11 protein-coding genes are annotated in these 12798 nt (G+C 68.9%); 1 reads left to right on the forward strand and 10 read right to left on the reverse strand.

From position 1 onward, the window contains the following. Positions 1–134: 134 nt before the first annotated feature. The 10 genes from hemL to hemE all read right to left on the reverse strand — a co-directional run bounded on the left by hemL (position 135) and on the right by hemE (position 11151). Positions 135–1466, reverse strand: a complete 1332-nt coding sequence (gene hemL / locus Q9R31_RS01465) for a glutamate-1-semialdehyde 2,1-aminomutase (RefSeq protein ID WP_311260991.1) — start codon at positions 1464–1466, stop codon at positions 135–137. A gap of 33 nt (positions 1467–1499) precedes the next feature. After that, entirely contained in the window at positions 1500–2576 is a 1077-nt protein-coding gene (locus tag Q9R31_RS01470) for an LLM class flavin-dependent oxidoreductase (protein ID WP_311260992.1), read from the reverse strand. Further along, positions 2573–3556: a porphobilinogen synthase gene (hemB, locus tag Q9R31_RS01475; protein WP_311260993.1), complete on the reverse strand. Its 984-nt coding sequence runs from the start codon at positions 3554–3556 to the stop codon at positions 2573–2575. Before hemB ends, Q9R31_RS01470 begins: the two co-directional genes overlap by 4 nt. Before the next feature lie 58 nt (positions 3557–3614). Continuing rightward, a complete protein-coding gene (locus Q9R31_RS01480; protein ID WP_311260994.1) occupies positions 3615–4496 on the reverse strand; it encodes a uroporphyrinogen-III synthase in 882 nt (293 codons plus the stop codon). Between the two features lie 7 nt (positions 4497–4503). After that, positions 4504–5502 (reverse strand): hydroxymethylbilane synthase, encoded by a 999-nt coding sequence (gene hemC, locus Q9R31_RS01485; protein ID WP_311260995.1) that lies wholly within the window; start codon positions 5500–5502, stop codon positions 4504–4506. After that, positions 5499–6746, reverse strand: a complete 1248-nt coding sequence (locus Q9R31_RS01490) for a ferrochelatase (protein WP_311260996.1) — start codon at positions 6744–6746, stop codon at positions 5499–5501. The genes hemC and Q9R31_RS01490 overlap by 4 nt, the downstream gene beginning before the upstream one ends. After that, entirely contained in the window at positions 6743–7444 is a 702-nt protein-coding gene (gene hemQ / locus Q9R31_RS01495; RefSeq protein WP_311260997.1) for a hydrogen peroxide-dependent heme synthase, read from the reverse strand. The genes Q9R31_RS01490 and hemQ overlap by 4 nt, the downstream gene beginning before the upstream one ends. A gap of 113 nt (positions 7445–7557) precedes the next feature. Further along, positions 7558–8502 carry a hypothetical protein gene (locus Q9R31_RS01500; protein WP_311260998.1) on the reverse strand — a complete coding sequence of 315 codons (945 nt, stop codon included), beginning with the start codon at positions 8500–8502 and terminating at the stop codon, positions 7558–7560. A gap of 111 nt (positions 8503–8613) precedes the next feature. Further along, positions 8614–10053, reverse strand: a complete 1440-nt coding sequence (gene hemG, locus Q9R31_RS01505; protein ID WP_311260999.1) for a protoporphyrinogen oxidase — start codon at positions 10051–10053, stop codon at positions 8614–8616. A gap of 3 nt (positions 10054–10056) precedes the next feature. Then, the gene (gene hemE / locus Q9R31_RS01510; protein ID WP_311261000.1) at positions 10057–11151 is read right to left on the reverse strand and encodes a uroporphyrinogen decarboxylase; all 1095 of its coding nucleotides are present in this window, start codon (positions 11149–11151) and stop codon (positions 10057–10059) included. A gap of 158 nt (positions 11152–11309) precedes the next feature. Here hemE and Q9R31_RS01515 point away from each other — a divergent pair, with 158 nt between their 5' ends. Further along, complete coding sequence (locus Q9R31_RS01515) at positions 11310–12635, forward strand: glutamyl-tRNA reductase (protein WP_311261001.1); 1326 nt, start codon at positions 11310–11312, stop codon at positions 12633–12635. Positions 12636–12798: the final 163 nt, after the last annotated feature.

A 12798-nucleotide genomic window follows, 5' to 3' on the forward strand; every position in this document is an offset into this window, starting at 1 on the left:
CCCCGCCCGCAGGCAAAGACAGAAAATCCCCGCTTCCCGGACTTTTCCCCCTCGCATACAGGGAGGATTGGTCCGGAAGGCGGGGATTTGTCGTCCCGGGGGCAAGTGCCCGACGGCGGGACGTGCCTTAGTGCCTACCCCTGGGCGGCGGCTGCGGCCTTTGCTGCCGCGGGAAGCGCGTCGTAGATCCGGTTCATGGCGTCGTCATCGTGCGCGGCGGAGAGGAACCAGGCCTCGAAGACCGACGGCGGGAGGTAGACGCCGGACTCCAGCATCGAGTGGAAGAACGGTGCGTAGCGGAACGCCTCCTGCGCCTGGGCCTCGGCGTAGTTGTGGACCCCGTGGGCCGAGGTTCCGAACGCCACCGAGAACAGGTTGCCGGCGAACTGGATGGAGTGGTCCACCCCGGCGGCATCCAGGGCATTGGACAGGGCCGACGAGAGTTCCAGGGACCGGACGTCGATGAAGGAGTACACGTCCCGAGTGGCGTGCGTCAGGGTGGCCACACCTGCGGCCATGGCCACCGGGTTCCCGGACAGCGTTCCGGCCTGGTAGACCGGGCCGGTGGGGGCAAGGTAATCCATGACGTCGGCACGTCCGCCAAGTGCCGCCGTCGGCATTCCACCGCCGATGACCTTGCCGAAGGTGAGCAGGTCCGGAGTCCACGGATCCGTGGCGTCCGGCGCGCCGCCGGTAAGGCCCCAGTAGCCGGAGTAGCCGGTGCGGAAACCGGTGAGGACCTCATCGACGATGAGCAGCGCGCCGTGCTCCCGGGTGATCCGCGAGAGCCCTGCGTTGAACCCTTCGGCGGGGGTGACCACGCCCATGTTGGCCGGCGCGGCTTCGGTGATGACGGCCGCGATGTTGGGTCCGTGCGTGGCAAACGCTTCCTTAACCGCCTGCAGGTCGTTGTAGGGCAGCACCAGGGTTTCCGCGGCAGTTGCTTCCGTGACACCGGCGGAACCGGGCAGGGCGAGGGTTGCCACGCCGGAGCCGGCGGCGGCCAGGAGTCCATCGAGGTGGCCGTGGTAGCAGCCGGCGAACTTGATGATGAGGTTGCGGCCGGTGAACCCGCGGGCCAGCCGGACTGCGGTCATGGTGGCTTCGGTGCCGGTGGAGACCATGCGGAGGCGTTCGACGGCGGGGACGCGCTCCTTCACGATTTCTGCCAGGTTCGCTTCGTCGGGGGTGGAAGCGCCAAAGGAGAGGCCACGGTCGACGGCGGCATGGACGGCATCGAGCACGGCCGGGTGGGCGTGCCCCAGCAGGGCCGGGCCCCAGGAGCAGACCAGGTCCACGTATTCCTTGCCGTCGGCATCGGTCAGGTACGGCCCCTTGGCGGAGACCATGAAGCGCGGGGTTCCGCCCACGGACCCGAAGGCCCGGACCGGCGAATTGACTCCGCCCGGCATGAGCTGGCGGGCGCGGTCGAAGAGTGCCTCGTTGCGAGGATTGCTGGAAGTCATGGTTCCTATTCTCTCAGTTCGGCGTAAGCACAGTCAGCCGGCGAGCAGCTCTGCCACCCGGGGCGCCACCTTGGTGCCCATCAGTTCAATTGAGCGCATCATGGCCGCGTGCGGCAGCGGCCCGTTGCTGTATTTCAGGTCGAACCGGTCAACACCCAGGTTCCGCTTCAGACGGGCGATCTTCCGGGCCACCGTTTCCGGCGATCCGACGTACAGGGCGCCTTCCGCGGAACACAGGGCATCGAACTCCCCCCGCCCGGCCGGTCCCCACCCGCGCTCCGCGCCGAGCTTGTTGCGCAGTTTCAACCAGTGCGGGAACAGCTCTTCCCGGGCCTGCTCATCGGTGTCGGCCACGTGGCCTGGTGAGTGCGTGGCCATCTGCTGCATCGGGTGCCCGTACTTGGCCATCGCTTCCCGGTAGAGGTCGGCAAGCGGCCGGAAGCCGCGTGGCTGCCCGCCGATGATGGCGAAGATAATGGGATAGCCGTACTGGGCGCAGCGGAGCACCGATTCAGGTGTTCCACCCACCCCGATCCACGTGGGCAGCAGGTGGTGCTCCAGCGGCGGATAGACGCTCAGGCCATGCAGGGCAGGCCTGGTGCGGCCCTCCCAGTGCACCGGCTTTTGTGCCCGGACCTTGTCGAACAGCTCGAGCTTCTCTTCGAAGAGGACCTCATAGTCCGCCAGGTCCAGCCCGAAAAGCGGGAAGGACTCCACGAACGAGCCACGCCCCAGCATCACCTCGGCGCGGCCGTTGGAGATGGCGTCCACCGTGGAAAAACGCTGGAAGACCCGGATGGGATCGTCCGAGCTCAGGACGGTTACGGCTGAGCCCAGCCGGATGCGGGTGGTGCGGGCGGCAGCGGCGGCCAGGAAGACCTCCGGCGCGGACACCGCGTAGTCCTTGCGGTGGTGCTCCCCCACCCCAAAGGCATGGAGTCCGACGGCGTCGGCAAGTTCTGCCTGGTCCAGCAGCTGGCGCAGGACCTGGGCATGCGGCTGCTGGCTGCCGTCCGGAGCCTCGCCAACATCGCCGAAGGTGTTCAGGCCGAGGAGAATGCGGTCCTCCCCCACGGGCGCGGTGGGTTCCGCGGCCTGCCCGGCTGTCACCGGGCTTCCTTCAGCCAGCCGGCCAGTTCGGCGGCCCAGTAGGTGAGGACCATGTGGGCGCCGGCCCGCCGGATGCCCAGGACGGATTCGGTGATGGCTGCGCGACGGTCGATCCAGCCGTTGGCGGCGGCAGCCTCGATCATCGCGTATTCGCCGGAGATCTGGTAGGCGGACACGGGAACGGGGCTCATGGCGGCAACATCGGCCACGATGTCGAGGTAGCTCATGGCCGGTTTGACCATGATGATGTCGGCTCCTTCAGCCAGGTCCAGTTCAACCTCGCGCAGGGCTTCGGTGCGGTTGCCGGCATCCATCTGGTAGGTCCGCCGGTCCCCCTTGAGCTGTGAGTCCACAGCTTCCCGGAATGGTCCATAAAACGCCGAGGCGTACTTGGCCGAGTAGGCGATGACTGACGTGTTCTGGTGGCCGGCCTCATCCAGGGCCGAGCGGATGGCAGCGATCTGGCCGTCCATCATGCCGGAGGGGCCCAGCATGTGGGCGCCGGCCTCCGCCTGCGCCACGGCCATCCTGGCGTAGATCTCCACGGTGCGGTCGTTGTCCACGTACCCGTCGGCGTCGAGCACTCCGCAGTGGCCGTGGTCGGTGAATTCGTCCAGGCACACGTCGCTCATGATCACCAGGTCATCGCCCACTTCGGCGCGGACGTCCCGGATGGCCTTGTTCAGCACACCCTTCGGGTCCAGTGATGCCGAGCCTTCAGCGTCGCGGGTTTCGGGGATGCCGAAGAGCATGATGCCGCCCAGGCCGAGTTCCACGGCCTCCGCCGCAGCCCGCTTAAGGGTGTCGGTAGTGTGCTGGACCACGCCGGGCATGGAGGTGATGGGGTTGGGTTCGCTGAGCCCCTCCCGGATGAACGCCGGAAGGATGAGCTCCGCCGGCGCAAGGCGGGTCTCAGCGGTCAGCCGGCGCATGGCGGGGGTGGTGCGCAGGCGGCGGGGGCGTTGGTTGGGGAAAGTCATGGGTCCTGTCCTTCGCGTTGTTCTTGAAGCTTTATGGAGCGGGCGGCGTGCTGGCCGGTCAGGGCGGGTTGAGGGCCTTCGCGACCGCTGCCACCAGCCCGTCCGGCGTGGGCTCAGCCGCTATCGCAGCCACGTCCAGGCCCAGGGCAGCAGCCTGCTCCGCCGTCGAACGGCCAATCACCACTAGCCTGCAGCCGGCCAGCGGACCAAGGGCGGAGATCCGGCGCACGGCGCTTGGCGAGGCGGCGATCACGGCAGCTATGCGCCCCTCCGCAATGTCAGCGGCGGCGGCTTCGGGCGTCAGGAGGGGGTACGACGACGGTTGGGGACCGCCGTCGCCGTCTTCCGGCTGCACGGCGAGCCTGCGCTCCGCTGCCGCCGGATAGTCAACGGTGCGGTAGGCAGTAACGGCGGTGACTGCGCCGCCTGCAGCTGCGAGTCCCTCCGCCAGGGTGCCGGCGGCGATGTCTGCCTGCGGCAGCAGGATCCTGCCGCCGCCGGGCCAGACCGCGAGGAGGCCGGCAGCGGACTGCTCACCGGCCGGGGTGAGGGCGGCATCCAGTCCGCCCGCCGCCAGCAGCCTCCGCGTCGCGGGACCTATGGCGGCGATCCGCGTAGTCGACGGGACCAACTGGGCCAGGCCGAGGCCCCGCTCTGCCGCCTTTTCCATCAGGACGTGCACCGTAGTTGCGCTGCTGACCACCAGCCAGTCGAAGGCGCCCGCTGCGAGGGCATCGCAGGCGACGTCGAGCGCGTGCTGGTCCGGGGCCCGTTCGAAGTCGATCAGGGGCAGCAGGACCGGCGACGCGCCGGCTTCGGCCAGGGCCCCCGCCAAGGCACCGGACCGTTCCGGGCTGCGCGTCACCAGGACCCGGACTCCGCCCAGCACGGGTTGGCTGGGCGGCGTGTGCGGTCCGGACCTGCGGGAAGGCTGCGTCATCGCCAGGTCAGGACGCCTGCAGGTCTGCGATGTCGGCGGCTCCGGCAGCAAGTAAGGCTTCGGCAAGTTCGATGCCCAGCAGGGTGGCTCCGACTTCCGTCAGCCCGTCCGTGGCGAGCTTGTCCCGGACCGTGGCGGTGCCGTCGACGGCGCACACCACGGCTTCCAGGTGCAGCATGCTGCCTTTCCGGTAGGCGTAGGCGCCCACGGGGGCTGCACAACCTGCTTCAAGCCGCGCCAGCAGGGCCCGTTCCGCGGTGACGGCAAGGCGGGTGTCGGGGTCGTCCAAGGCGGCAAGGGCCTGGGCCAGGACCTCGCGGGAACCTTCGGACGATCCGGGCCGTGGCGGCGCGTCGGCGGTACGGCACTCAATGGCCAGTGATCCCTGGCCGGCCGCGGGCAGCATGACGTCGGTTTCAAGGTACTCGGTCACGGCGTCCAGCCGGCCGATGCGCTCCAGGCCGGCGGCGGCAAGCACCACCGCGTCCAGGTCGCAGGACTTCCCGGGCACCGCCTGGTCGCTGGAGTTGCCGGGCAATCCGGGAACGCGGCCCAAGCGGGTGTCCACGTTTCCGCGGATATCGACGATATCCAGATCGGCGCGGGCGGCGCGCAACTGTGCCGCGCGCCGCGGCGACCCAGTGCCAACGCGGGCTCCGGCAGGCAGGTCGGCCAGTTTCAGCCCGTCCCGGGCGCACAGGACATCCCGGACGTCCACCCGGCGCGGCGTGGCGGCAAGGCTGAGACCTACCGCCGCACCGGTGGGCAGGTCCTTGAGTGAATGGACGGCAACGTCGCACTCACTGCGCAGCAGCGCATCGCGCAGGGCAGCGACAAAGACGCCGGTGCCGCCCATCTGAGAGAGCGACCCGGTGAGGACGTCGCCATCAGTGCGGATGTGCACCAGTTCCACCGGGAAACCTCCGACGGCGGCGAGCTGTTCAGCGGTCTGCTGGGTCTGGGTAAGCGCCAGCTTGCTGGCGCGGGTTCCAATCCTGACTGTCACAGCTGCGCCGTTTTCCCTGAATCCGCTGGCGGATAGGCGTCGTGCCCGGTGCCGACTGTGGTATCGGCGCCTGCAATCGTTGGCTTTTCGCCGCGGAAGTTGGCGCAGCAGCCCGGGCGGCAGACGTCGTACCAGGGTCCGAGGTCCGTCAGGGCGGGGCGGTCGCTGATGTTGTTGGCCACCGTCCGCTCGCAGATCAGGTCCACCAGCCCGTCAACGAACTTCCGGTGCGTACCGGGGGTGGGGACGCGGGTGGCGGCCAGGCCGAGGTTTCCGCAGGTTTCCATGGCTTCGGTGTCCAGGTCCCAGACGACTTCCATGTGGTCGCTGACAAAGCCGAGGGGGACGATGACGATGCCCTTGACACCCTGCCCGGCCAGTTCATCGATGGCGTCGTTGATGTCGGGTTCCAGCCACGGCACGTGCGGTGCGCCGGAACGGGACTGGTACACCAGCGACCACGGCGCGGTCAGGCCGGATTGATCCTTGACCCGCTCCATGACGGCTGCGGCGTTGGCAAGGTGCTGGGCTACGTAGGCGGACCCCTCCTCAAACTCACGCGGCTCACCCTCGGACCGGCCTGCAGCCTCCGCGTCCCGGGTGGGGATGGAGTGCGTGGCAAACAGGACGTGGATCGGGGCGTCGGGGCTTCCGGCGCCGGCAAGCTTGGCGCGGACATCTGCCAGTCCGGCGGCAGTTCCCTCGACGAACGGCTCAACGAAACCGGGGTGGTCGAAGTACTGGCGGACCTTGTCCACTTCCAGCCGGCCGTCCAGGCCGGTCTCGCTCAATGCCATCCCGATGTCCTCGCGGTACTGGCGGCAGCTGGAGTAGCAGGAGTAGGCACTCGTGGTGAGCATCAGCACCCGGCGGTGGCCGGCGTCGTACGCTTCCTGCAGGGTCTCTGGAATGTAAGGTGCCCAGTTCCGGTTGCCCCACAGCACGGGCAGGTCGATGCCGCGCGCCGCCAGCTCGGCCTCCAGCGCTGCCTTGAGCTCGCGGTTCTGTTGGTTGATGGGGCTGATGCCGCCGTTGGCGCGGTAATGGTGCGAGACTTCCTCAAGCCGCTCGTCCGGGATTCCCCGGCCGCGGGTGACGTTGCGGAGGAACGGGATGACGTCCTCCTGGCCTTCCGGGCCGCCGAAGGAGGCGAGCAGGACGGCGTCGTAGTTCTTGGGGGCCATGCGTCCGGCCTCGGTGACCGGGTTGATGGCGGTGGCAAGCGTGGGATCGACCGGGTTCACGCGAGCACCTCTGCTACTTCATCGGCGGTGATCCGGCGTCCGGTGTAGAACGGGACTTCCTCGCGGACGTGGTTGCGTGCTTCCGTGGCGCGCAGGTGGCGCATAAGGTCCACAAGGTCAACCAGTTCGGGTGCCTCCAGGCCGAGGATCCACTCCCAGTCCCCCAGGGCGAAGGACGAGACGGTGTTGGAGATGACCTGGGGGAAATCCCTTCCGAGCAGGCCGTGGTCGCGGAGCATCTTGCCCCGCTCGGCCTCCGGCAGGATGTACCACTCGTAGGAGCGTACGAAGGGGTAGACACACAGCCACTCCGCCGGAGCAACACCGCGCGAGTAGGCGGGCGTGTGGTTCTTCGCGAACTCCGCCTCGCGGTGGACGCCCATGGCGGACCACACGATTTCGGTGCCGACGAAGAGCGGGCTGCGCCGGATGTCGCGGATGGCCTGCTGCAGCGCCTCCGGCTTGGGGCCGTGGAGCCACACCATGACGTCGGCGTCGGCGCGCATGGCGGAAACGTCGTAGCTGCCCCGGTGCGTGACGCCGGCCGCGGCGAGCCGCTCCAGCAGGGCTTCGAAGTCGGCGGCGGCATTCGCACTGCGGACCACTGGCTCTGACCGCTTGAATACCGTCCAGAGGGTAAAGAACTGCTCGGCTGATTCTTCGGTTTTAGTGACAGATTCGGCAGAAGTGTGGCTCATGGTTACAAGTTTGCCCCTTCGCCACCCCCAAGGCGAAACCGAAGAGTTCTACAACTTGTAGAAGTGAGCAAGGTCACCCCGGCTGGTTCCGGAGGCCGCCCCACGTTGCACTCCTACAGGCGGCGCATGCGCAGGAACACCAGGCCCGCGGCGGCACCGAGGCCAACCAGTCCGGCGCCCAGCCACACCATGGCATCCGGCATGTCCGGCAGGGGCCCGGTGGAGGAAACAGCCCGGCCCGGACCTGCGGGTGCAGCGGCAGACTGGGGCATGCGGGTGGGCTGGGACTGCCGTGCGTTGATCGACAGTGCTGTGGGCAGGGCGGGAGAAGGCACAGCCCCTGAGCCATTGGCGGCCGGGCCGGCCCCATCGCCGCCGGTTTCCGCACTGCCGGAGGTGTCGGAATCCGACGTTCCTGCCGCGCCGCCGGAACCTGGCCCGGCAGTCTTCGCTTCGGACGCCGGGTCAGCGCTTGAGCCTTCCCCCGTTCCGAGGACGGAAGGGACCGCGGTGGGGGCCGGCGCCTGAGCTCCTGCCGCAGGGGATGCGCCCGAGGCGGGGGCAACCCCGGGGGCGGAGGCTGAGGCGGGCCCCGGCCTCGTGCTGGATCCCGGTTGGGACGCAGCGGATTGGGGTGCCGTCGATTGGGGTGCCGTCGGCTGGGGTGCGGTGGGAGACCCGCCGGCCGGAGCCGTAGGCGCGGCGGTCTGCCCGCCGGGCACCAGGGCCGTCCCGGAGACCGTGGGCAGCGGGAGGTCCGGAAGGGGCAGCGCACTGACTGATGCCTCGGCCGTGGCCGGTGCCGTCGCCTTCACCGCCGGACTCAACGCACTCGGCACGGCAAGGATGGCGGGCGCCTTCCCACGCGGGGTGCCGGCGGCCGGGGACGCCTGCACCGCGGGGTCTTGGGGAGGTGGAACCGCGTCGTCGGCCAAGGACGCCTGGACGCCTGTGAAAAGAACCAGTACCACTCCGACGGCTGCGGCTGCAGTGCCACGTCGGAGTCCCCCATGGATACCGGTCCGGGACATGGAGAGCTCGGACCTGTGTTGAACCATAGTCATCGACCCTAACCAGAACGCCTGCGCGATTGGAAACCGGGAAGGGCCGCGCGGCCCGTGGGGGCCACTGCCGCCAGCCAGCCCCACCGGGCTGACCAGCAACGATGCTCAGGCAGCGGCCAATTGGCCGATTTGCTCACGCGTGTCGGCAACGACGGCGGCCAAACCGTTTCCAGCCACCCAGCCGCCCACTACCGCCACGCCACCGGCGGCGGTGCATGACTGGCGGATCTCCGCTGCCCGGGCGCGGTGCCCCACGGCTGCGAAGGGCAGGGATCCGCGCCAGCGCACCACGTCCCAGCCGTGCACGTCGTCGCTGGTGATCTGGACCTCAAGGAGGGTGGAAGCGTCCCGCAGGGCGGCGGCGAAAAGCTCGTCATCGGTTTGCGGGCCGGCCGGCTGCGCCGAAGCGCCGTCCACGCGGCCATAGGACAGCCGGACCACGTGCCGGCCCGGGCCTGCGGCGGCCGCCAGCCAATCCCACTTCCCCGTGGCGTGCGTCAGCGCCTTTGCTTCGATGCCCGGCGTTTGCGGGGCCACCAGGATTCCTGTTCCCCGGGGCCGCCGGTCCAGGTCCGGCTTGTCCAGGACCAGCGTGACCAGCTTAACGTCAGGTCCGGACGCAGGCTTCTTCCCTGAAATCCGGGGGACAGCACTTTCCAGCAGTCCGACGGCGGCCGGCCCATCCACGGCCATGACCAGCAGGGTGGTGCTGAAGGCAGCGCCGGCGGCTTCGACCCGCCAGCCGTCGGGGATGCGGGAAACCGACGTCGCGGCGGTGCCCGCCAGGAGTGTCACACCCCGGAGCTGGAGATCTTCCACCAGTGCTTGAACCAAGGTGTGCATGCCGCCCTCGAGGCCTGCGACGGCGGAACCGGCCTTGGCAGGTTTATCCGCTTGCCCCGTTTGGACGCTCCGCCGCTGGGCTGAAACCGCGGCAGCGAGGGAACCGTGCTTGCGCAGGCCGGCCCTAAGGCCGGGAGCCACCATGTCGACGTCGAGCAGGCCGGGATCTGCGGAGTGCACGCCGCCCACGACGGGCGAGACCAGCCGCTCCAGCACCCGCGAACCCATCCGGGCGCGGACCAGGGCAGAGACGCTGGTGACGTCCCTGCCGGCTCCCACGGAAGCGGGCAGCAGCCGGTCCAGGGAGGCGCGCAGCGAGCCCAGGATGCCCAGGGTGCGCCGGACCTCCGGGTCCCAGGGGTTGGCGGGAATGCCGAGGACGCCGGTCCTGGGCAGTTCGCGGGGGCCTTCCGGAAGCTGCACCCACGCACCGCCGGGACGGGGAGGAACAATCCTTTCGCCCAGGCCGAGCTCTGCGCACAGCCGGGCGACGGCGTCGGACCGCGTGGCGAAGGATTCAGCGCCGCTGTCCAGCGTGAGCCCGGCTACCGCATGGCTGCCCACACAGCCGCCCCACGCCGCGCCCGCCTCCAGGACGGTCACTTCGTGGCCGGCCGCGGCGAGTTCCCGGGCGGACAGCAGCCCGGAGATGCCGCCGCCGACCACCAATGCCGTGCGCGGCGCCGCCGCAGAGCTGCCCATTGGCTACTCCGGCGAGATGGAGTGGATGAGTTCCACCACCCGGGTCAGGACGTCCGGGTCGGTTTCGGGCGGCACTCCATGTCCCAGGTTCAGGACGTGGCCGGGGGCGGCGGAGCCGGCGGCGATGACTTCACGGACATGGGCCTCGAGGATTTCCCAGGGGGCTGACAGCAGTGCGGGGTCGATGTTGCCCTGCAGCGGAACGGTCCCGCCCAGTCGGCGGTTGGCCTCATCGAGCGGGAGCCGGTAGTCGACGCCCACCACGTCCACGCCGACGTCGCGCATGGCAACGAGAAGTTCGGAGGTGCCGGTGCCGAAGTGGATGAGCGGAGCGCCGAGGTGGCGGACATGGTCCAGGGCACGGGCCGACGCCGGCGCAACGTATTTGGTGTAGTCGGCAAGTCCCAGCGAGCCGGCCCAGGAGTCGAAGAGCTGGGCGGCGGAGGCGCCGGCCTCCAGCTGGGCCTGGAGGAACATGCCGGAGGCGTCGGCAGCCCAGTTGGCCAGCGCGGTCCAGGTCTCCGGGTCCGCGTGCATCATGGTCCGCGGGCCCAGGTGGTCGCGGGAGGGTTTCCCTTCCACCATGTAGGCGGCCAGGGTGAACGGCGCGCCGGCGAAACCGATCAGCGGCGTTTTGCCCAGTTCCGCCACGGTGAGGCGGACGGCTTCGCGGATGGGCTCCAACGCTTCCCAGGTGAGCTGGGGCAGGGCGGCAACGTCGGCCGCGGTGCGCACGGGCTTGTCAAGGACGGGACCCACGCCGGGAACGATGTCGACCCCGACTCCGGCCAGCTTCAGCGGGATCACGATATCGGAGAAGAAGATGCCGGCGTCCACGTCGTGGCGGCGCACAGGCTGCAGTGTGATCTCGGAAGCCAGTTCCGGCCGGAGGCAGGAGTCCAGCATGGCGATGCCCTCGCGTACCGTAAGGTATTCCGGCAGCGACCGGCCGGCCTGCCGCATGAACCAGACGGGACGGCGGGACGGGTTGCCCCCGCGGTAGGCCGTGATCAACGGTGAATCCGCTGTACGGCCGTCCATCAGTGGATGGTCTGCGGCGAGGGCGCCGGCAGCGGAGACGGCAGGGCTAGGAGTCATGCTTTTGATTGTGCCCAAAAAGAGCTGCAAAAGATAACGACAACCTGTCGCCCGCAGGAGGGGCGCCCGCAACGTGGCGCGGATCACGGTGCACTGTGGCGACTATCCTTTCCGGTGGTTGTTCTACCAGGGAACGAAAAAGCTATGATTGGTCTGCTGTGGTTCTTTTCTCATTGGTGGCTACACACGCCGACATCGACCTTGAAACCGTTGCTCAGTTGAGCAACGGTTCCTCCGGGATTGCCGCATCCGCGCTCACCGAGTCCCCCGCCGTGGCAGGGGCCGTGGTCCTGGCCACCTGCAACCGCTACGAAATCTACGGCGAGGCCGCCAACCCGAATGATGTCGAAGCGGCCAGGGCGGCACTCGTGGCCCGAATCAGCGACGCCAGCGGGCTGCCCGAACCCCTCGTGTCGCGTTCCTTCAGCACGCGCACCGGCCCCGAGGTCACCCAACACCTGTTCGCCGTCAGCGCGGGACTGGACTCCGCCGTCGTGGGTGAACGCGAAATCGCCGGCCAGGTGCGGCGGGCGCTGATCACCGCCCAGCACGACGGCACTGCCAGCGCCGGCCTGATCCGGCTTTTCCAGGCCGCGTCCAAGACCGCCAAGGATGTTGGCGCGCAGACGGCCCTCGGTTCCCGCGGCCTGTCCATCGTTTCCGTTGCACTGGACCTGGCCACCGATCTTTCCGAAAACCCCGACTGGGCAACCAAGAAGGTTGTACTGTTCGGGACCGGTGCCTACGCCGGGGCCACTATGGCACTGCTGCGTGAACGCGGCTGCACGGACATTTCCGTTTACTCCTCTTCCGGCCGCGCCGAAGGCTTCGTGGCCTCGCGCGGCGGCACCGCCCTGGATGTGGATTCGCTGCGGTCTGCGGTGGCGGCTGCCGACGTGATGATCGGCTGCAGTGGTTCGGATACCCGGGTTGAGGCCGATGAGCTGGCCGAGGTGCGCGCCGGCTCATCTCAGCCCCTGATCGCCATCGACCTCGCCCTCACCCACGACTTCGACCCCGCCGTGGGCGAGCTGGACGGCGTGGAGCTGCTTACCCTGGAATCCGTTCGCCTGGCTGCACCGCAGGAACAGGCGGAATCGCTGACTCAGGCGAGCGGCATTGTGAAGGGTGCCGCAAAGGCATTTGAGCAGGAGCGCGAGGCCCGCTCTGTCGATTCAGCGATCGTGGCCCTGCGGCGCCACACCATGAATGTCCTGGACGCGGAGATGGAAAAGGTCCGTGCCCGGCACGGCTGCACCGCCGCCGCTGAGGAAGTGGAGTTCGCGCTGCGCCGGATGGTCAAGCAGCTGCTGCATGTTCCCACGGTCCGCGCCCGCGAACTCGCCGCGAACGGCCAGCAGGACGATTATGTTGCCGCGCTGGAGGCGCTGTACGGCATCACCGTCGAACAGCCCGGCACAGCCGCCCCTGCCGCCGTCGAGGCCGAATGCCCGGTGGACCACCAGGGCCGCGAAACCGCCTGACCCGCAAACGCCCCATCAGCTCCTGCGCCACAATCTGCAACGCCCGCTCACTTCCGGCCCAGTTCCAGGCAACGCCCGCTCACTTTCTTCAAGCAAGGAGCGGGCGTTGCCCAAAAAGCTGCCGAAAGTGAGCGGGCGTTGCCCAAAAAGCTGCCGAACGTGA

The sequence above is a fragment of the Pseudarthrobacter sp. BRE9 genome, assembly GCF_031844305.1.
In the GTDB taxonomy this organism is placed as follows: Bacteria; Actinomycetota; Actinomycetes; order Actinomycetales; family Micrococcaceae; genus Arthrobacter.